Genomic DNA, 20,587 nt, shown 5'->3' with positions numbered 1-20,587 from the left:
ACCAGTTATCTTTAATCTGAAATTAAGTTGTGGAGCAACTACAATGACTATCAAAGTAGGTATTAACGGTTTTGGCCGTATTGGACGTTTCGTTTTCCGTGCTTCTGTTGAGCGTGACAACATCGAAGTTGTTGGTATCAATGACCTTATCGATGTTGAATACATGGCATACATGCTTAAGTACGATTCAACTCACGGTCGTTTCAACGGTACTGTTGAAGTAAAAGACGGTAACCTAATCGTTAACGGTAAAACTGTACGTGTTACTGCTGAACGTAACCCAGAAGATCTTAAGTGGAACGAAATCAACGTTGACGTTGTTGCTGAAGCAACTGGTCTGTTCCTAACTGACGAAACTGCACGTAAGCACATCACTGCTGGTGCTAAGAAAGTTGTTCTTACTGGTCCTTCTAAAGACGCAACTCCAATGTTCGTAATGGGTGTTAACCACACTACTTACGCTGGTCAAGATATCGTTTCTAACGCTTCTTGTACTACTAACTGTCTTGCACCTATCGCTAAAGTACTTAACGACAAGTGGGGCATTGAGTCTGGTCTTATGACTACTGTTCACGCAACTACAGCTACTCAAAAAACTGTAGATGGTCCTTCTGCGAAAGACTGGCGTGGTGGTCGTGGTGCTTCTCAAAACATCATCCCATCTTCAACTGGTGCTGCTAAAGCAGTAGGCGTTGTACTTCCTGAAGTACAAGGTAAACTAACTGGTATGGCTTTCCGCGTACCAACTGCTAACGTTTCAGTTGTTGACCTAACAGTTAACCTAGCAAACGCTGCTTCTTACGCTGACATCTGTGCAGAAATGAAGCGCGCTTCTGAAGGCGAACTAGCTGGCGTTCTTGGTTACACTGAAGACGCAGTTGTTTCTCAAGATTTTATCGGCGAAACTAACACTTCTGTATTCGATGCAGCTGCTGGTATCGCACTTAACGACAAATTCGTTAAAGTTGTATCTTGGTACGATAACGAAATCGGCTACTCAAACAAAGTTCTTGACCTAATCGCTCACATCTCTAAGTAAGCATTAGCATAGACTTTCTTTGAAAGATCTTCTTTTGAAGACAAGCTAATAAAAGGCGGCCATTGTGTCGCCTTTTTTGATTTTACGTTGCTCGGAATATCGAAAGCTCGTATCTCGAGCTGTGTTAACTACCTATTCGAGAAACGAAACCCTAGTTACGAGGACCGGATTCATGAACCTAACCCACTTACCTATCATTAGCACCCTATCAGACTGCATTACTGTGGTACAAAAAGACCAAGCTAAAATTGTCCATATCCAGCACCCGAAAGCTGAGGCAGCAATCTCATTATTTGGTGGCCATGTCATATCTTTTAAGCCTCAAGGCGGACAAGATCTCATCTGGACAAGTGAGAGCGCGATTTTTGATGGTAAAACGCCATTACGTGGTGGTATTCCTGTCTGCTGGCCATGGTTTGCTAAAGCCTCTGAACCTAGTCATGGTTTTGCCCGCACTACTGAATGGTCTTTGGTTGAACATAGAGAGAATCAAGATGGTGTGATAATTCGAATTGAGCTAAAACCTTCTCAAGAAACCTTGGCGATCTGGCCTCATCAATTTGAAGTCTTTTTAGATATTGAAGTTTCAGAGCAATTAACCGTAACTATGCACATTAAAAACATTGATGAGCAGACATGGAAGTTCTCTGGTGCTTTACATACTTACTTCAACATCGCCAATATCTTAGATACCCAAATTACTGGGATGGGCGATCATTACATCGACAAACTACAAGGTGGCAAAGTTTGCTTAGGTGGCGATACACTCAACATCACAGCAGGCGTTGACCGTGTCTACACGCATCCATCAACACAAATTTTAATCTCAGATCCAAACAATCAACGTAGTATTAGTGTTGAGAATAAAGGCGACACCGCCGCCGTTATTTGGAACCCGTGGGAGCTCACTCAAGGCATGGTTGATATGAAAGATGAAGCGTATATGAATATGGTCTGTGTAGAGTCAACACTTTACGCAGAAACACTCGACAGTGGCCACATGCTGCAACCAGGTGAACATTACCAACTAAGCACCACTATTTCGCAGAAATAATCCAGAAAGATTCCTCGTAGTTTAAAGGCCAACTTGCTTTTAAGCTGCGAGCTCTTATATCATCGCAACACATTCACGAATAAGAAATGACATGACTTACCAATGCCCTCTTTGCCATCAAAGCCTTGCCGATAACCAATATGGGTTTCAGTGCGAAAATAATCACCAATTTGATCGCGCGAAAGAAGGTTACGTCAATCTCATGCCGGTTCAACATAAACGCTCAAAGCAGCCTGGTGATAATGCAGAAATGATGCAAGCGCGCCGCCGCTTTCTAGAGTCTGAGCAATATCACCCAATGCGAGAAGCCGTTGCAACCCTATGTAAACAATACCTTGCAAAGACGTCGCATCAGTTACTCGATATTGGCTGCGGTGAAGGTTATTACACGCACTACATCGCTCAAGCGCTCAAGCAACAAGATCCACATGCAATTTGCTACGGCTTAGATATCTCTAAAGTCGCAATTCGGTATGCAGCAAAACGATACACGAATGACAGCATGCAATTTTGTGTTGCTTCCAGCCATCGCCTCCCATTTTCAGATAACAGCCTTGATGCCATTCTGAGAATTTATGCGCCTTGCGATCACGCTGAATTACAACGTGCCACGACGGCTCAAGGAATTGTCATCACCGTCACACCAGCTGCCCGCCACTTGTTTCAACTGCGTGAATTGGTTTATCAAGACGTCAGGCTTCACGATGAAACACCAGAAAACATCGCTGGTTTTGCATTATTAGAAGAGCAAAAATTACATTACGAGATGGCCATGACAGGCGAACAAGCAGAGGATTTATTGCAAATGACGCCGTTTGCTTGGAAAGCATCAGAGGCAATGAAAACTGAATTGAAAAAAGCCCCACAATTTCGCTGTGAGGCCGACTTTATCCTTAGAGTTTATAGCAAAAACCACTAACGATTATTACATTGCACAGCGTTCCGCTAAAATCGGATTAACGTTGTGCTGATAGCTTTCAACAATTTTCGCTTTCTGGCATTCAAATCGGCTCACTGGATATTGTTTATCCCAAGCTACGAATAACTGTTTCTGCTGTTTACTTAAGCGAAACTGCGAATATGTAGCATCAAAATATAGATAAGTACGAGCGATCAAGCCTCGTGCCTGTTGCGGTGGTTGTGCTTTTCTATCTTCCACATGAAAATCACACGAACCAAAATCACTTTTCGTTCCAGACATCATTTGAAAATTATAGTTTGACCGATATGCGTTAACGCTGCCTATTGCAGCAAACAAATTATAACCATCCGCCTGCATTAAACGGTAGTCATGGTTCGCTTTTTCGGCGCATTTACGCCCTTTAAACGGCTTACCTTTGCTACTGACACACACCGGTGCCCCATCTCTCCATTCTTTAAATGCACGGCCAAAGTTTTCCGCAGGCACAATATGCTCAAACTCCACCCGTTTTGCACGAGAGGTATATAAAGCATCATTAAAACCCACAGGTAAGGTTACTTGCTTCTTATCATCAAAGGCAGCATTGCAATATACCGTTTTACGCATTTCTGTTGAATTATAAACGTTTTGCATTAGTAAGCGTTTTGCTTTTGAGAATGAATCTATCTGAGTATTTTGACTTGCTGATGCGCCGCTTGGAAACAATACAAGCGGAAACCACATGCACGCAATTAATGACCATTTTTTCATTTGAGACTTCCTTATTGAAGTCCCTATTTTACGTTTCTTTTAATACTTTTTTCATACTATTTATTATTAATTTGCTCAATAATCAATCAAACAAAATTGAAAATGGCTATCATTCACATTGTCGTATAACTGTTTGTCCGCTAACATAAAATTGCAATGGGAGATAAGCATGTCATTCAAATCATTTAATAAACCTCTTATTATCCTTCTAACTACGGTGCTGTTTACCGCAGGATGTAGCTCAAAACCAGATACTCCAAATACTCAAGATGACATCATCACTTTCTTCGACTATCAACTCTATACCCCTAGAGGGCAGAAAATCCAATTATCTCAATGGATTAAAAACACCTCTCAAGCAGATGTGATTTTAATTGGCGAGTGGCATACCCACGCGGGCATACATAGATTTCAAGCCGATGTATTAAAGCTGCTCATTCAATCAACTCAGCCTATTGCGTTGTCAATGGAACAGTTTAGCCGTGATACTCAATCGATCATTGATGACTATTTACAAAGAAGCATTGGAGAGCAAACGCTTATCTCACAAGGCAATGCTTGGCCAAATTATGAGAGTGACTATCGCCCTTTAGTTGAATTGGCAAAGCATGCGGACATGGATGTCATCGCAGCGAATGCGCCTAAATCTATCGTGCGCTGTATTGCTAAGGATGGATTGAAATATTTAGATGTATTGCCACCAGAAGAAAGAGCTTATGTGGCGAGTGAAATAGATTTAGGGGATTCCACTTATAAAGAAAAGTTTATGACGTCAATGCACCATGGCGAGCCTAGCCAACATCTAAACATGTATGCTTCTCAACTCACTTGGGATGCCACCATGGCTGAAAGTATAGTGAACTACAAACATACCCACCCAAATGCAAAAATCGTACATATTGCAGGTAAATTTCATACCGAAGGTGGGCTGGGCATAGCTGCGCAAATTAAGCAGAACGACCCAACATTAAATATTATTATCGTTACCCCTGTTGGAACGATCACCACGGACAGTCATGATTACCAGCTACATGTACTTACGCCACCAATCAGATATATAAAACCGGAAAACCAACGGATCGCGTTCGCCCAACTATTCAAAAACAGAAAAGAACCGAACTGTTCAAATAACGAGTAAAAAATCCCCCAGCGGATTAAGCTAGGGTATCGTAATTAGAAAAATTCAACAGAAATTATAAGCTCTTAAGATCTTCTGTCGTCAGCATGCTAGCATCACAGAACTTCGCCTTCTGCTTACCTTCTCGCTCAGAGTGGTACATGGCGGTATCTGCATATTTTATTAATGTTTCTGGATCCGTTGCTTCTTCCGGTGACAACGCATAACCAAGGCTGAATTTAACCGGTAATTGCTCACCTTTATACAAGAAATGTTGACATATTTACCAGTTAATAAAATTGCATCTTATTTATTTACGATTTGGATGATTCAAAATGTGGTCTTCCCAGTCGACTACATCAATCTCATAAACGACTTTGTTACGCACACTTTCACCAGCAGCGTGCATCGCTGATTTTGAGCCAGTAATGAGAGGATGCCACTCAGGCAGCGGTTTATTTTCGGCCAGTAGGCGGTAAGAGCAGGTTTCAGGTAACCAGTTAAATTCATCAATTTTGTCACGAGTCAGTTTTAAACACTCTTCTCCAGATTCAAAACGATTCGGGTAATCTTTACAACCGCAAGTCTTATTATTTAACCAGCTACAAGCCACATTGGTGTAATAGACTTCATCGCTATCTTCATCCATTAATTTATGCAAACAACACTTACCACAACCATCGCAAAGAGACTCCCACTCTTGCTCAGTCATTTGTTGGAGTGACTTAGTTTGCCAAAATGGAGTTGTCATAATATGCCTGCTTGAACTTGTATAGAATATAGGCTGCGTTTTATACGCTGATCATCGACAAAATTCAAGTTATGCTATTTTCTCTATGGGTATTTTGCTACTATCTGCGACCAATTTTTGAACTGCAGAGAAGTGTTTTATGGAGTGTCGTCTTGGATGTGGTGCTTGTTGCATTGCACCTAGCATATCATCGCCAATTCCTGGAATGCCGAATGGGAAACCGGCTGGTATTCGATGCATACAGTTAAATGAAGATAATTTATGCAAGCTGTTTGGTCAGCCAGAAAGGCCAAAAGTGTGTCATGCGTTTAAAGCAGAAGAAGCCATTTGTGGCAAAACCGATCAAGAAGCCTTGTTTATTATTGCAGATCTAGAAAAGATAACTTAAGTAAAACTCGAAACTCGAAACTCGAAACTCGAAACTCGAAACTCGAAAAATATTGAGATCATCAACATTAAAATCAAGCTTCGAGTTTAAGTATTATATTTCATCTATAACTTTAGTCGGCCAAGCAGTGAGTGAGAAAGCGTGGTGCCATCGACCAACTCTAGTTCACCGCCCATAGGCACACCATGCGCAATACGGCTGGCATTAACACCATGAGCCTTACATAGCTGAGCAATATAATGCGCAGTGGCTTCGCCTTCTACTGTCGGGTTCGTGGCCAAAATCACTTCTTCGACATCACCATTGCTTAATCGGTAATCCAGCAAATCTAAACCAATATCACTTGGTCCAATTCCATCAAGTGGTGATAAATGCCCCATCAGAACAAAATAACGACCTGAATACTGTCCCGTTGCTTCAATTGCAGCAATATCGGCAGGGGTTTCCACGACGCAGATCTGCCCGTTCGCTTGCCGCTTAGGGTTGATACAGACATGACAAGTGTCTTGCTCTGTAAAAGTTCTACATTGGTCGCAATGCCCAATTTCTGTCATCGCTTGAGATAAGGCTTCTGCTAATTGCAGACCACCTTTTCTATTACGCTGCAATAAATGAAAGGCCATACGCTGTGCTGACTTGGGGCCAACCCCAGGTAAACAACGTAAGGCCTCCATCAATTGTTCCAGCATACTGCTTGTACGCATGTATGAATCTCTACTGGTTCAATTAAAATGGCATTTTCATGCCTGGTGGTAATTGCATACCGCCAGTCACTGATGCCATTTTTTCTTTTTGCGTTTCTTCAATACGACGAGCGGCATCATTAAATGCAGCCGCGATTAAATCTTCTAGCATTTCTTTATCGTCTTCCATCAAACTTTCATCGATTTCAACACGACGAACGCTATGGCTACCAGTGATAGTCACTTTTACAAGACCTGCACCAGATTCACCAACGATTTCCATGTTAGCAATTTCTTCTTGAAGCTTTTGCATACGCTCTTGCATTTGCTGGGCTTGCTTCATCATGTTGCCCATTCCGCCTTTACCAAACATGCTTAATTCTCGCTTGTTATCTAAATAGAATGATTAAAGTCATTACTAATGTTTATTGGGTCAATAGGATTGAAATTCAACTGTAAAACTACCCTATCGCGTATTTAATTCACTGGTTGCACAGCATTTAACCATAAGAGCGGTTAGATCGGCCGTACGCTATCTTTATCTATTTCTGCAGCAAAACGCTTTTGCAAAAATTGGATGTTAGGATCTGAATCTAAGTTTTCGAACGCTTGCTTCAATTTTTCCTGATACAGTTTTTCTCTGAGCTCCAATGGCGTCATACCATCTTCATTAATTTGAATAACCAATTCACAACTCTGCTGAAAATGCTGAGATAAAACATCGGTCAATTCTTCTTGTGCTTTTGGTGTATTCAAATGAGCTTGCTCTGCACGTAATCCTAATGTGATGACGTGTTCATTTTTACTGTAAGTCGAGTTTAGTGCTAATTGTTGAACAAGCTTGGCGGTATCTAGTTGCTCAATCACGGCCGCCCATTCACTTTGTTCAATACTTTCTCGTAATAGCTTTTCTGCCATTTCAGGCGTTTTAATATGCTCTAACGCTTTCTTAATTTGAGTAGGCGTTAACTCTTGGCTTTCTTGCTGATGCAATTGCGGCTGAGTCGGCTTCCACTGATAAGGCTCATTGGGATCTTCTGATTTAGCGGCTCCAGAGATAGGTGTGCCATTAGCTGAGATTGGCGACCCCTGCACAGCTTCAACTGCGGCTGCCGTATGCTTACTTGCTATACGGTCAAGTACCGATGTTTTTACTGGTTTAGCAGACGTCGCTTCAGTCTTTTTTGTTGGATCGTTCCCAACCACTGGCGTCGTACGTAAATTCTCGCGTTTACTGCGCAGCTGGTGCCTTAACCCCGTTAGAGGAGAGGCTGACTGCGGTTGTGATGCTTGGTTCGCTTGTTGTGGCTCAGACTGCTGATAGGTTGGGTTTTCAACCGATGGATGACTCGCAGCGCTATGGTCCGTATTACCCATATGATTGGCTACAGGTACAGGAGACGCAGAGCTTGAAGACCTTGCTTGATATTGTGCCGGTGGAATCGATGCTTGTTGTGAAGAGGAAGGCTTAGGCTCTGCTCTTCTCGGTGCCGATTCAACCACCGGAATACTTTTCGTTTGCGCTGCTGGAGAGACAATCGTATTGCCAGATACCGCTTGCGCCGGTCTAAAGGCCAGCATTCTCAACACTAGCATTTCTGCTGCCATTTTCTCGCTCGGAGATAATGATAAATCCTGACGACCTTTTAGCGTCATTTGGTAATAAAGCTGCACATCTTGTGGTGTTAGAGATTGACTTAAGAGCTCAACTCTTTCCGCATCAGGTTGCTCTTTATTTAAACTAGCTGGCAGCGCTTGATACATCGCGATTCGATGAAGTTGACTGCTTAATTCTTTGAATAAACCATCCCAGTCAATACCATTAGCAGCTAACTGCTCAAGACAACTCATTGCGGTTTGCGGTTGTTTACTGCTGATCGCCTCTAGCAAATAGATAGCTTGTTCGGTATCTAAAGTACCTAACATATTCGACACTGTCGCACTATCAATATGCCCATTACCTAGCGCAATTGCTTGGTCAGACAAGCTTAGTGCATCTCGCATACTTCCATCGGCAGCATGGGAAATCAGACTTAACGCTCGTGGTTCAGAGGTGATTTTTTCTTCACCAAGCACAAAATCCAATTGCTCATGAATTTGATCGGAGTTGATAGGTTTAAGATGAAATTGAAGACAACGCGAAAGAATCGTCACTGGTAATTTCTGTGGATCCGTCGTTGCCAATAAGAACTTGACGTACTCTGGCGGCTCTTCCAGTGTTTTTAATAAGGCATTAAAACTGTGTCGCGATAGCATGTGTACTTCATCGATAAGATATACTTTAAAGCGACCACGTGCTGGCTTATATTGCACGTTATCTAACAGTTCTCGTGTATCTTCGACCTTAGTACGCGAAGCAGCATCAATTTCTAATAAATCGACATAACGACCTTGATCGATTTCAATACAACTATCACACACACCACATGGATTGTCCGTAATCCCAGTTTCGCAATTAAGCCCCTTAGCAAACAGCCGGCCAATAGATGTTTTACCGACCCCACGAGTTCCGCTGAATAAATAGGCGTGATGCAAACGATTCTGCTTTAAAGCATTCTCTAAAGCGGTAATTACGTGATCTTGACCAACCACATTTTCAAACTTAGTTGGTCGCCATTTTCTTGCTAACGCTAAATAACTCATCAAATCTTCCGGTTCAATCATTCCGACTGTTGAATAATAGGCCTAATGTGAGCTTTATTCTCTTAAGAATAAGATGGCATAAAGCTCAATACAGGTTTTAGTGGCCTGCAAACTCACAGATGCTATACACATTTAAGCCAAGTGATTTCAATTTATCTTCACCACCGATATCAGGAAGGTTAATCACAAAGGCCGCGTCGGTTACTTCGCCCCCTAGCTGGCGAATTAACTTCACTGTCGCTTCAATCGTGCCACCCGTTGCCAATAAATCATCGACGACTAACACTTTATCACCCGCTTTTATAGCATCCGTATGAATTTCAAGCACGTCAGTACCGTACTCTAACTCATAAGATTGTGAAACGGTTTCACGAGGTAATTTACCCGGCTTACGTACAGGAATGAAGCCTAAACCTAACGCTAAAGCTAATGGAGCACCAAACAAAAATCCACGAGCTTCCGTCCCTACGACCTTGGTAAAGCCCATTGATTGGTATTTTTCCACTAGCAATTGAATCGTTGCTTGGTAGGCTTTCGGATCTTCCATCAAACTCGTGACATCGCGGAACAGAATTCCTTTTTTAGGGTAATCAGGAATCGTTTTGATGCTGGCTTGAATAAGCGCTTGGGTATCTGTCGTCATTATAGAATTCTTATCTGTGGCAAACTGTAAGGTGAATAATACCATCACTAAAGCTTGCGGTAATTATTAATATAACCTCAGAGATGGGAATCTGTTCTGGGGTTATATAGTGAGATGGCAGGTATGTTAGTGATTTTCATCAGGCTCAGCAACATTTGAAGCAGGATCATGAACAGGCAAGCGATGAAAGCAAAAAAATAATAGAGAGAAACCAAATACTAAGCCGATCTTGAGCCACCATTGAGGAAGCATGACGAAAGAGAAAATAAAGCTGATAGCCAGCAGCACATAACCTCGTTTTTTCATTGCAGAACTCACCGCCCTGTGCTGATTCCAATTATCAATGATCGGGCCTAGATGTGGATGATGGTGAATCCAATGATGAAATTTTTCATTGCTGCGCATAAAGCATGCACTGGCGAGCAGAAGAAATGGCGTGGTTGGAAGAAGAGGAAGAAAAATCCCTAGTATTCCAAGTAGTAAAGCTAAACCACCAACGGCGTTCAAAAGCATTTTACGGATGATGGTTTTATTCCTTACAACTGGTTATTAAGCCAAATTAATTTTGGCTTAAGATATTTATCCAAGTAAGTGTTGCAGGAAGAGTAGGTAAAAGTAAAGCGACAATCGTCCCTAAAAAGTAAAAAAGATTAAATGGTTCATTAAAATTTTCATCTGACATTTTGAGCCCTCGATTAACAAAACGAAGGCAGAATATAAGCAAACCCTACTTAGACTATACCCGTGATCATTGAAGATGCTTGATTTTATCGTTGAACAGGATCATGCTAGCAAACATGAACATTGAACTTTCCAACCAAAAGAAAAAACAACTCGAACGGATGCACGATTCATCGCGTGACCGTCGAGTATGTGACCGCATTAAAGCTGTCTTACTCGCATCTGAGGGTTGGTCTGTTTCTATGATTTCGCAAGCATTGCGAATTCATCAAACAACGGTGATACGCCATATTAATGATTACCTACAATCTGAAAAATTGAAGCCTGAAAATGGTGGCTCAAAAAGTAAACTCAATGCTGCCGAAACTATGGCATTAATTGAGCATCTTACTGACAATACTTATTTTCACACTTACCAGATTGTTGACTACGTTCAGAATCAATTCCAAGTCACTTACACTGTCGCTGGAATGAATAAATGGTTACACCATAATGGCTTTTCCTATAAGCAACCTAAAGGTGTTCCACATAAGTTTAACCCTGAAGCTCAAGGTGCTTTTATTCAATATTATCAAGAGCTGAAGCAACTAAACGAGCCTATTTTATTCTTGGATGCTGTGCATCCAAGTCAAGCGACCAAAATCACTTATGGTTGGCTCCGTAAAGGGCAAGACAAAGTGATTGAAACGACGGGTAGTCGTACACGATTGAACTTTGTCGGTGCTCTGAATCTTGCTGATATCGCTGCAACTGTGACTGAAAGTTATGAAACAATTAATAGTGAAAGTATTGCCCGTTTCTTTTGGAAACTGAAAAAAGAACATTATCCATTAGAGCAAAAGATTCATGTCATTCTCGATGGTGCCGGTTATCACCGAAGTCAGCTGGTAAAAGATTTTGCCCGGATACTCAATATCGAACTGCATTATTTGCCCCCTTACAGTCCAAATTTAAATCCAATAGAACGACTGTGGAAGGTCATGCATGAGCATGCCAGAAATAATGTTTACTTCCCAACAAAAGCATCCTTTAAGGATGCAATAAATCGATTTTTTGATGTGACTTTACCTAAAGTTGCAGACTCACTGACGACTAGAATTAACGATAATTTTCAGGTTATGAAATCTGCATCTTCAAGTTAATTGGGTATAAAACCGACAAACATAAGGGTTATTACAAAGCTGTCAGCGAGATCACAATATTAAGCTCATCCCGGCATTTTAATAACTCAAGTTCTTAATTGTTAATTTAAAACTACGTACTCCAAGCTCACTGAGTACAAGCTCTCCATCTTTTTTCATTGGCAAATGGCTCGTCACAAAGTTTTTTGTGCATCCTTCACCAAGTTTAATCCCTTTCTCAATCCATTGATTATTGCCATCAAAAAGCCAATTACTTTTCAAACCCGCTGGAAGGATAGAGATTGTATTTTCCACCATATCGGCAATACCAAATAAGGCATTGATAGGCTCTGAACATTGAGTGCAACTGATGCCCTTTTCAACCGCATCAGCCAAATCTTTTAAATCTGAATGACAGCGTTTACGGGTTCTTAAAAAATCGTTAAACAAAGCTCGAACTAACAACGCCGTCCCGACGCCGTTATCTCCGCCATCAGAAGAATCCACTAAATAAAAAGCAAAGCGGCCATCCATTAACCATGCATAATCGAATACCAATGGCATCATTTCAGATGGTTGTAGAATGTGATAACTGCACTTCCAACCACCTTGCTGAGTATCCCGTTCCGGTTGAAGCGCATGCAATAGATCCCGGGAAGTAACCACATTATTTTTTAAATGATTAAGATGCCAATATAACTCTTTTTCTTCGTCGACTTGGCCGGAGTGATCGAGCTGAAACCATTGGCTAGAAAAATCACGTACAACACTAGGATTCGATTGCGATTCTTCCAATGAGGTTGTAATCGCAGAGGTAAAGTGATCAAGTTGAGTGATAGGTTTGGTTAAAAAATCTTTAATACCGAATCGTAATACACGCGCCACATCTGCCATGTCTTCAGTAGCCGAAACGACAATCATCGGTAACATTGGAAATTGCCAACTCACCTCTTCAACTAACTCAATACCGCTCATGATCGGCATATTTAAATCACAAATCATAAGGTCAGGGACATGTTGTCGTAACAACCGCAGTGCTTCGAGCCCATTTTCAGCTTCTGTTACTTCATAATTCAATTTTTTGAGATATGAAGAAATCACACTGCGGAATATAGGATCGTCATCAACAAGCATAATGGTTTGTCTGGCACGGCTTAAAGTTGTGTGTACATTTTGCACTTGAGAAACCGACTTATGCATATTGGGGTAACCTCTTAATACTCAGTAAATTTGCTTACAAGCTACTAATTCATTGATATCACCTTGATTTAATAACTTAATAAGCTTAATTGAAACCTTAGACACCCAACTTGTATCTCAAAAAATCAGTGCTTGTATTCAATGTCGTTCATTATAAAGCTTATTAAAAGGTAGTTATCAACGGTTTTAAATTCAAATCCTCTTAATGAATATTATGCCTCGATCTCAAAAAAGTCGCCGTAGAGCACTCTTTCAGCGTTAGTTCTTACATGACACAAGCCACATTCCTACGCAGTAAAATATCGCACTCATATCTGCATTCAAAACCCACAAAAAACATTTTAAAATACCCATAGGTATCAATAAGGGTTGTGTTTAGCTCCTTATAACGTAATGATGATCCGCAATAGCAATAATGTTTGATATTAAACAACCATCTTAGCCAGTGTTTCGCTACACTAGCCTTTACTCGCTGTATACATAAGTGCACGTACAATGAAACTTGATGATTTAAATTTATTTCGACTTGTTGTGGATAACGGAAGCTACACCGCTACTTCCCGTAAGACCACAATTCCTGTTGCAACGATTACTCGCCGTATTCAAGCGCTGGAAGAAGGATTAAATCTACGCTTGCTTAACCGCAATGCCCGTAAACTTTCCTTAACCGAAGCCGGACAACGCTTTTACGACGAATGCGCACCTCTGCTTAGACATTTAGCCGAAACAACAGAAAACATTTCAGACGAATGCCGTGGTGCTTCTGGCAAACTACGTATTTCAGCGCCATCGAATACAGCTAAACGCATGATAATGCCAATGCTCAATGAGTTTATGGCAAAGTACCCTGATATTCGTATTGAGCTTCTGATGACCAACTACGCCGATCAACTCGATCCTACCGAGTGGGATGTGATTTTCCGTGTCGGTCCGCAACGTGATTCGACCTTAATTGCTCGTAAGATTAATGAAGTAAAAGATGTCTTAGTCGCTAGCCCTAAATATTTAGCGGATTGTGGTGATTTACATCATGCTGATGATCTACGCCATCACTCGCTACTAAAAGGTTTACCACTGGTAAAATGGCAATTGACTAACTCACAAGGTGAAACCGTCACCATTAATGAGAAAGGCCGCTTAGAAGCAAGTGAATTAAATGTTGTCCGTAAAGCTTGCACTCATGGTTTAGGTATTAGCTTAATGCCTGACGTTATGATTGAAGCTTATTTACGTGAAGGTCGTTTAGTTCGCGTTCTCGATGATTGGAGTGCCAACTCTCGCGACATCTACATGCTCTATAATCACAAAAATCACCAACCTGAAAAAGTGCGCTTATTGATCGATTTCATCGCTCAACATGAAGTGATCTAATTTCGTGATACAAACAACAAAAAGCCAGAGTTTGATAACTCTGGCTTTTTCGTCTCAACATTTCATCAATACCAACGAAAGCTTATGCGCCTTCGTTGTGCATTTCTAAATTAGCTAAATCAACTTGCATATCACGCTCTAGTTTAGCGTCATCATTTCTAAGTGAATCAATGTGGTCTAAATATGCTTGGTCAATATCGCCCGTCACATAGTGGCCGCTGAATACGGAGGTTTCAAATTGCGTAATGCTTGGATTACCTAATCCGACAGCCAAAACAAGATCTTCAAGGTCTTGGAACATCAAGGCGTCAGCACCAATCATTTTACAAATTTCATCCGTTTCGCGTCCATGGGCAATCAATTCATTGGCACTTGGCATATCGATTCCGTACACATTAGGAAAGCGAACTTCGGGCGCAGCAGAAACCATATAGACATTTTTCGCACCAGAATCACGAGCCATCTCGATAATCTGTTCAGAAGTCGTGCCACGCACAATCGAATCATCTACCAACAACACGTTCTTACCTTTAAATTCAGAACGAATGGCATTAAGTTTGCGTCGAACAGATTTCTTACGTAACTGCTGACCCGGCATGATAAAGGTACGGCCAACATAACGGTTTTTAACGAACCCTTGGCGGTATGGCTTATCAATCAATTGAGCGATTTCTAAAGCGATATCACACGAGGTTTCAGGGATTGGAATAACAACATCAATATCAAGGTCATCCCACTCTCGTTTGATTTTTTCACCGAGTTTTTTACCCATTTCAACTCGAGCGCTATATACCGAGATTTTATCGATAAATGAATCTGGGCGTGCAAAATAAACAAATTCGAAAATACACGGGTTAAGCACTGGTTGCTCTGCACATTGTTCGCTAAAGAGCTGCCCATCAAACGTTGCATAAATCGCTTCACCAGGGGCGACATCACGAACAAAATCAAAACCAACCGCATCCAGAGCCACGGATTCAGAGGCCACCATGTACTCTGTACGTTCACCGACTTCACGCTTACCTAAACATAATGGGCGAATACCATTTGGGTCTCGGAAAGCCACCATGCCATGGCCGATAATCATTGCAGCAACCGCATAGGCACCTTTAACGATTTTATGTACTTTCTTAATCGCACCAAACACATCGGTTTGCGTTAAAGGATAGTTCTCTGATAAGTCAATTTCTTGGGCAAGAATATTCAATAATACTTCTGAATCAGAGGTTGTATTGATATGACGTCGGCCTTGTTCAAACAACCATTGACGAATTTCATGAGCATTGGTCAAATTACCATTATGCGCGAGTGTAATGCCGTAAGGAGAGTTTACATAGAATGGCTGTGCTTCAGACGCACTAGAGCTACCGGCCGTTGGGTAACGAACATGTCCAATTCCTACATTCCCTTGTAGTCGTTTCATATGTTTAATTTCAAACACATCTTTCACTAAACCATTGGCTTTGCGCAGACGAAAACGATTGCTATCTATGGTAATAATACCTGCGGCATCTTGGCCACGATGCTGCAATACCGTTAAAGCATCATAAATCGATTGATTGACAGGCGTTACACCTACGATTCCAACAATACCACACATGTCTTAACCCTCGGTTGGTGGAGAACTGGCGCCTCCAATTCAAATTACAAAGGCGCGCCAGATAAAAAGCTTGAAGTCTGTTTCAAGTGATCAAAAAACGGGGCAATGATTCGGCTAAACTGCGGAATTAATTGCGACGATTTCCACCACTCTGAATTTGGGAACGCGGTAAACGCATCCATAAAAAATAACACGACTGCAATGATCAGTACGCCACGTAAAGCACCAAAAACCACGCCCAATACCCTATCGGTACCAGACAAGCCTGTTTTAACGACAAGCTGGCTAATCACATAATTCACTAAAGCTCCGACAACCAGTGTCGCAACAAACAAAGCCCCTAATGCGGCCCCATTTCGAACCATATCGCTTTCTATATTGGTAAAGTATGCTGCTAGCTTTAAGTAATAATGAGTGGCGATATAAAATGCACCACACCAAATCACTAAAGATAACGCTTCTTTAACAAAACCACGAACTAAGCTGATCAAAGCGGAAAAGCCGATCACCCCTAAAATGACAAAATCTATCCAAATCATAAAATTTACATCTTAAGTTGGCGCGCATTTTAACAGAAAAATGCGCGACGCAAACGTTTTCTTATTAGTTAAGTGGCTTAAATGTCTGCAATTGACCTTTTAGCCCTGTAATTTCTTTCAACTTATCAATCTGTTGTTCCATCTTTTCTTTCGAAACATCAGGGCCAACGATCACACGAGACAAATCGCCATCGGGTTTAAGATGCGCTTGGAAGCCTCGTTTTTGTAAATCAGCGACCAACTTTTTCGCATTATCTTGATTTTTAAGCGCCACAAGCTGGATAATCCACGCATTGTCGCTATATTGATTTTTCTCACGAACCGGCGCAGGCTTAGCCTCTACTTGCTTAACTTCTGCAGGTTTCGGTTCGACCGGTTGCGAAACGGCTTGAATTTCTGATTTTGACGCAGCTTTTGTTGGCTGGTTGTTTGAATCGTCTACCGTTACCGTTTTGACAGGTTCATCTGGTAACGCAACATCTAGATCAACAGGCTTTTTCACTTCTTGATCGATAGCGGCCTGGTTGGTTTCATCAGTCGGTTTAATTGGAATCGCAGCAAACTCTTCTTTGTAATGTTCTTTCTGACCATCAAAAACATCAGGTAAGACTATCACACCTATTGCAACAAGAATTACTGTACCAATCAAACGGCTTTGGAATTTACTCGCCATTTTGACTCCCTTTATTTTTATTCTCTGCCATCTCTTTCTGCTGCCAATAATTGAGGATTTCACCGACTGTATGGAAAGAACCTACCACAAGTAATACTTCATCTTCACGAGCTTGATCTCGTGCCTGAATAAAAGCATCCACTGGCGTATCAAAACTGCCTTCAATATGAGGTAAATAAGCAACCAGTTCGTCAACCGTTGCCGCTCGTGGCCCATGCAATGATGCTGGGTACCAATAATCAACAACGGGAGCTAACGCTGACAACGTACTTGCAATGTCTTTATCATGCAGCATTGCCACCACCGCTCTAATCGACTTGCCTGAATACTGTTTAGCAAGTTGCCCGACTAAATATTCAGCAGAATGTGGATTATGAGCAACATCCAACAAAATTGTTGGTTGTGATGATAGCTGCTGCATACGACCAGCAAGGCGAGCATTACGTAAACCGTTCACTACATTCACATCGCTCAGCTCAATACCTGAGGCGCTCAAAGCCATTAAAGCCGTCGCGGCATTTGCTAATGGTAGCGTAGGAATAGGTAAATCATCTAAATCAAAACCACCAGAGTGCCAACGCCACAGTTGGCGACTTTCATCGGTAATCTGATAGTTAAATTGTAACCCGACTTGATAAAACTCAGCACCAATATCATCTGCATGAGCAGCAACGGTATACGGGGCTTTCGGTTGGCCACAAATTGCAGGCTTACCAGAGCGGAAGATACCCGCCTTTTCATACCCGATCACATTGATATCACTTCCTAGCCAATCAACATGGTCGATAGCCAAACTGGTAATAATAGAAACATCATGATCAACGACATTCGTCGCATCTAATCGGCCACCCAACCCAACTTCTAGCAAGACAACGTCAACGTTTTCCACCTGGAATATTCGTAAAGCGGCTAACGTTCCGAATTCAAAAAAGCTTAAGCTGGTTTCTTTACGGCTACGTTCAATAAAATCAAACGATTGAGTTAACAAGCTATCATTAACATCGTTGCCGTTAATACGTACACGCTCGTTATAATGAATAAGATGGGGGGAACTGTAAACTCCGACACGGTAACCCGCATCAAGCAAGATGGCTTCCATTAACGCACAAGTGGAGCCTTTGCCATTTGTTCCGGCAACGGTAATCACTATCGGGGCTGGTTTGGTTAAGTTTGCAGATTGAGCGACTTTAGCAACACGATCTAAGCCAAGATCAATGGCGCTAGTATGGATATTTTCTAAATAATGAAGCCACATCGACAAAGGTGATGTGGCTTCAGGGGAATTATGTTTGCTCATTAAACGCTGAACTCATTACATCTTCACATTGGTGAAGCTAACATATCATATATTGGCTGCCATAGAATGAATTCCTTAGGCAGCACTCTATGCGTTTTACTTTTTATCGGCAACAGGGACTTCGTAAGATGGTTTATCATCCATCGAAACCACAAGTGGTGATTGATAATTCGTCATCTTAGCAATAAGACCCGCAAGACGTTGACGCATTTCACGACGGTCAACGATCATATCAATAGCGCCATGTTCAAGTAAAAACTCGCTGGTTTGGAAATCTTGCGGCAAATTTTCACGAACAGTTTGTTCAATAACGCGACGTCCAGCAAAACCAATAATCGCTTTTGGTTCACCAACATTAATATCGCCTAGCATTGCTAAACTGGCGGAAACACCACCATAAGTTGGGTCTGTCATCACCGAAATAAACGGTAAGCCTTTTTGTGATAAACGCTCTAATGCTGCGCTAGTTTTCGCCATTTGCATCAAAGACATCAATGCCTCTTGCATGCGAGCACCGCCACTTGCCGAGAAACACACTAGACCACAATTATTAGCTATCGCTTCATCAACTGCGCGAACAAAACGAGCACCAACAACTGAGCCCATCGAACCACCCATGAACGAGAATTCAAATGCACAAGCCACTAATGGCATGCCCAATAATTCACCTTTCATAGCGATTAATGCTTCACTTTCACCGCTAGACTTTTGTGCCGCAGAGATACGATCTTTATAACGCTTAGAATCTTTAAACTTCAGTTTATCTTTCGGTTCTAAATCTTGACCGATTTCGACTGTTGTACCTTGATCTAAGAAAGTCTCTAAACGACGGCGACCTTTCATACGCATATGGTGGTCACACTTTGGACAAACTTCTAAGTTACGTTCTACTTCTGCTTGATATAAAACTTGTTCGCAAGAAGTACATTTGGTCCAAATACCTTCAGGGATAGAAGTTTTACGAGTGTTAACAATATTTGTCGTTGTAAAAATTTTTTCAAGCCAACTCATGGGAAGACCTTTTAGCTGGATCCCTCGCTGTATGCGAAGAATGATAATTTGAGAAATAAATGCGGGGGAGATTAAAACACATAATACCCGCACTGTAGATAAAAAACTGGTTGTACCTATATTTAGACGCTCTAAAAAGCATCAATATACGCTTATTCTTGGGTAACTGGACAGTTTTTAGCCCCAAAACACTAATATATAGATGCTCTTTAACGCTAGTGTAATAATAATGTGAAAAAAATCCAACCTAATCTATATTTAAACACTAGAGTATTCCGCTAATCAGCAGACAAAAATAATGGCCCGATCGCGACATTTGGCAAATTAAAGCTTTCTGGATAATCAACATCCACCAAATATAATCCTTCCGCTTTTGCAGTTGCTCCCGCTAGACTGCGATCTTTTTGCTCTAACAGCCAAGAGATCCATTCAGGCTTCTCATCGCCAGTTCCAACCTTGATCAGGCTGCCGACAATATTTCTCACCATATGGTGTACAAAAGCATTGGCTTTGATATCAACGATCACATATTGCCCCATTCTAGAGACATTCAAATGCATCAGATTCCGCCAAGGACTGTGTGATTGACAATGAAGCGCTCGGAAAGAAGTAAAGTCATTTTCCCCTAACAAGAATTGTCCTGCTTGGTGCATTTTCTCTTCATCTAAAGGGTTATAATAATGGCTTACTCCTGAATTCAAAATACCAGGGCGCAGCGCATTATTAAAAATGATATAGCGATAGCGGCGTGCCGTTGCACTAAAACGAGCATGAAACTCGTCAGAAACCTCATGAGACCAGCGTACCGCAATATTACTGGGTAGATTAGCATTAACCCCCATAGTCCAAGCAACCAGCTTTCTTGTGGCTGTCGTATCAAAATGGACAACCTGCCCAGTACCATGAACCCCGGCGTCGGTTCGACCAGCACATATAACTTCAACAGGATGATTCGCGACGATAGAAAGGGCTTTTTCTAAATGTTCTTGCACACTAGGTACATCGTTTTGTCTTTGCCAGCCAAATAGCTTGCTGCCATCGTATTCAACACCTAAAGCAATACGCATTTAAAATCACTCTTTAATACACAAATAAAACGGCTGC

The 20,587-nt window shown here is 41.6% G+C and carries 22 protein-coding genes; 7 read left to right on the top strand and 15 right to left on the bottom strand.

All coding sequences use genetic code 11. The features are described 5' to 3' along the window. Window positions 1–43 precede the first annotated feature (43 nt). The 3 genes from gap to rlmA all read left to right on the top strand — a co-directional run bounded on the left by gap (window position 44) and on the right by rlmA (window position 3,012). The gene (gap, locus tag VRUMOI_RS04825) at window positions 44–1,039 is read left to right on the top strand and encodes a type I glyceraldehyde-3-phosphate dehydrogenase (protein ID WP_089139051.1); all 996 of its coding nucleotides are present in this window, start codon (window positions 44–46) and stop codon (window positions 1,037–1,039) included. A gap of 172 nt (window positions 1,040–1,211) precedes the next feature. Then, window positions 1,212–2,093: a D-hexose-6-phosphate mutarotase gene (locus tag VRUMOI_RS04820; protein ID WP_089139050.1), complete on the top strand. Its 882-nt coding sequence runs from the start codon at window positions 1,212–1,214 to the stop codon at window positions 2,091–2,093. A 91-nt stretch (window positions 2,094–2,184) separates the two neighbouring features. After that, a complete protein-coding gene (rlmA, locus tag VRUMOI_RS04815) occupies window positions 2,185–3,012 on the top strand; it encodes a 23S rRNA (guanine(745)-N(1))-methyltransferase (protein WP_089139049.1) in 828 nt (275 codons plus the stop codon). Window positions 3,013–3,018: 6 nt separating this feature from the next. Here the strand turns inward: rlmA and VRUMOI_RS04810 are convergent, their stop codons facing one another. Beyond that, entirely contained in the window at window positions 3,019–3,765 is a 747-nt protein-coding gene (locus tag VRUMOI_RS04810) for an endonuclease (protein ID WP_089139048.1), read from the bottom strand. 169 nt (window positions 3,766–3,934) lie between these two features. On the opposite strand from VRUMOI_RS04810, the gene VRUMOI_RS04805 reads away from it, so the two are divergent. Further along, the gene (locus VRUMOI_RS04805) at window positions 3,935–4,903 is read left to right on the top strand and encodes a ChaN family lipoprotein (protein ID WP_089139047.1); all 969 of its coding nucleotides are present in this window, start codon (window positions 3,935–3,937) and stop codon (window positions 4,901–4,903) included. A 55-nt stretch (window positions 4,904–4,958) separates the two neighbouring features. Here the strand turns inward: VRUMOI_RS04805 and VRUMOI_RS04800 are convergent, their stop codons facing one another. Together VRUMOI_RS04800 and VRUMOI_RS04795 are read right to left on the bottom strand one after the other, a co-directional pair. Beyond that, window positions 4,959–5,150 (bottom strand): diguanylate cyclase domain-containing protein, encoded by a 192-nt coding sequence (locus VRUMOI_RS04800; protein ID WP_162598339.1) that lies wholly within the window; start codon window positions 5,148–5,150, stop codon window positions 4,959–4,961. Between the two features lie 42 nt (window positions 5,151–5,192). Continuing rightward, window positions 5,193–5,633 (bottom strand): YcgN family cysteine cluster protein, encoded by a 441-nt coding sequence (locus tag VRUMOI_RS04795; protein ID WP_089139045.1) that lies wholly within the window; start codon window positions 5,631–5,633, stop codon window positions 5,193–5,195. A gap of 139 nt (window positions 5,634–5,772) precedes the next feature. Here VRUMOI_RS04795 and VRUMOI_RS04790 point away from each other — a divergent pair, with 139 nt between their 5' ends. Continuing rightward, window positions 5,773–6,021: a YkgJ family cysteine cluster protein gene (locus VRUMOI_RS04790; protein WP_089139044.1), complete on the top strand. Its 249-nt coding sequence runs from the start codon at window positions 5,773–5,775 to the stop codon at window positions 6,019–6,021. A 104-nt stretch (window positions 6,022–6,125) separates the two neighbouring features. On the opposite strand, the gene recR is transcribed toward VRUMOI_RS04790, so the two are convergent. The 5 genes from recR to VRUMOI_RS04765 form a co-directional block, all read right to left on the bottom strand. Continuing rightward, window positions 6,126–6,725 (bottom strand): recombination mediator RecR, encoded by a 600-nt coding sequence (gene recR / locus VRUMOI_RS04785; RefSeq protein ID WP_089139043.1) that lies wholly within the window; start codon window positions 6,723–6,725, stop codon window positions 6,126–6,128. A 22-nt stretch (window positions 6,726–6,747) separates the two neighbouring features. Then, a complete protein-coding gene (locus VRUMOI_RS04780; RefSeq protein WP_089139042.1) occupies window positions 6,748–7,077 on the bottom strand; it encodes a YbaB/EbfC family nucleoid-associated protein in 330 nt (109 codons plus the stop codon). 143 nt (window positions 7,078–7,220) lie between these two features. After that, window positions 7,221–9,347 (bottom strand): DNA polymerase III subunit gamma/tau, encoded by a 2,127-nt coding sequence (gene dnaX / locus VRUMOI_RS04775; protein ID WP_089139092.1) that lies wholly within the window; start codon window positions 9,345–9,347, stop codon window positions 7,221–7,223. Between the two features lie 97 nt (window positions 9,348–9,444). Further along, on the bottom strand, window positions 9,445–9,990 hold the full coding sequence (gene apt, locus VRUMOI_RS04770) for an adenine phosphoribosyltransferase (RefSeq protein WP_089139041.1): 546 nt from the start codon (window positions 9,988–9,990) through the stop codon (window positions 9,445–9,447). 126 nt (window positions 9,991–10,116) lie between these two features. Next, window positions 10,117–10,503: a DUF454 family protein gene (locus VRUMOI_RS04765; RefSeq protein ID WP_089139040.1), complete on the bottom strand. Its 387-nt coding sequence runs from the start codon at window positions 10,501–10,503 to the stop codon at window positions 10,117–10,119. Between the two features lie 284 nt (window positions 10,504–10,787). Between VRUMOI_RS04765 and VRUMOI_RS04760 the strand changes: the two genes are divergently transcribed. Next, entirely contained in the window at window positions 10,788–11,813 is a 1,026-nt protein-coding gene (locus VRUMOI_RS04760) for an IS630 family transposase (protein WP_110410649.1), read from the top strand. A 78-nt stretch (window positions 11,814–11,891) separates the two neighbouring features. Here the strand turns inward: VRUMOI_RS04760 and VRUMOI_RS04755 are convergent, their stop codons facing one another. Continuing rightward, window positions 11,892–12,992 (bottom strand): response regulator, encoded by a 1,101-nt coding sequence (locus VRUMOI_RS04755; RefSeq protein WP_089137378.1) that lies wholly within the window; start codon window positions 12,990–12,992, stop codon window positions 11,892–11,894. Between the two features lie 495 nt (window positions 12,993–13,487). Here VRUMOI_RS04755 and VRUMOI_RS04750 point away from each other — a divergent pair, with 495 nt between their 5' ends. Next, window positions 13,488–14,363: a LysR family transcriptional regulator gene (locus VRUMOI_RS04750; RefSeq protein ID WP_089137379.1), complete on the top strand. Its 876-nt coding sequence runs from the start codon at window positions 13,488–13,490 to the stop codon at window positions 14,361–14,363. 82 nt (window positions 14,364–14,445) lie between these two features. Here the strand turns inward: VRUMOI_RS04750 and purF are convergent, their stop codons facing one another. From purF to truA, 6 genes are all read right to left on the bottom strand, one after another. Beyond that, complete coding sequence (purF, locus tag VRUMOI_RS04745) at window positions 14,446–15,963, bottom strand: amidophosphoribosyltransferase (protein WP_089137380.1); 1,518 nt, start codon at window positions 15,961–15,963, stop codon at window positions 14,446–14,448. Window positions 15,964–16,007: 44 nt separating this feature from the next. Next, window positions 16,008–16,502 (bottom strand): CvpA family protein, encoded by a 495-nt coding sequence (locus tag VRUMOI_RS04740; protein ID WP_089137381.1) that lies wholly within the window; start codon window positions 16,500–16,502, stop codon window positions 16,008–16,010. A 64-nt stretch (window positions 16,503–16,566) separates the two neighbouring features. Then, the gene (locus VRUMOI_RS04735; protein ID WP_089137382.1) at window positions 16,567–17,175 is read right to left on the bottom strand and encodes an SPOR domain-containing protein; all 609 of its coding nucleotides are present in this window, start codon (window positions 17,173–17,175) and stop codon (window positions 16,567–16,569) included. Continuing rightward, on the bottom strand, window positions 17,165–18,472 hold the full coding sequence (gene folC / locus VRUMOI_RS04730; protein ID WP_089137383.1) for a bifunctional tetrahydrofolate synthase/dihydrofolate synthase: 1,308 nt from the start codon (window positions 18,470–18,472) through the stop codon (window positions 17,165–17,167). Before folC ends, VRUMOI_RS04735 begins: the two co-directional genes overlap by 11 nt. A gap of 96 nt (window positions 18,473–18,568) precedes the next feature. Further along, window positions 18,569–19,483 carry an acetyl-CoA carboxylase, carboxyltransferase subunit beta gene (gene accD, locus VRUMOI_RS04725; RefSeq protein WP_089137384.1) on the bottom strand — a complete coding sequence of 305 codons (915 nt, stop codon included), beginning with the start codon at window positions 19,481–19,483 and terminating at the stop codon, window positions 18,569–18,571. A gap of 278 nt (window positions 19,484–19,761) precedes the next feature. Next, window positions 19,762–20,550, bottom strand: coding sequence for a tRNA pseudouridine(38-40) synthase TruA (gene truA, locus VRUMOI_RS04720; RefSeq protein WP_089137385.1), 789 nt, complete (start codon window positions 20,548–20,550; stop codon window positions 19,762–19,764). Between the last annotated feature and the right edge of the window lie 37 nt (window positions 20,551–20,587).

The sequence above is a fragment of the Vibrio rumoiensis genome, from assembly GCF_002218045.2.
GTDB lineage: Bacteria > Pseudomonadota > Gammaproteobacteria > Enterobacterales > Vibrionaceae > Vibrio > Vibrio rumoiensis.
The sequence above is the reverse complement of the archived record's forward strand: the minus strand, read 5'-3'. Positions and strand labels throughout refer to the sequence as shown.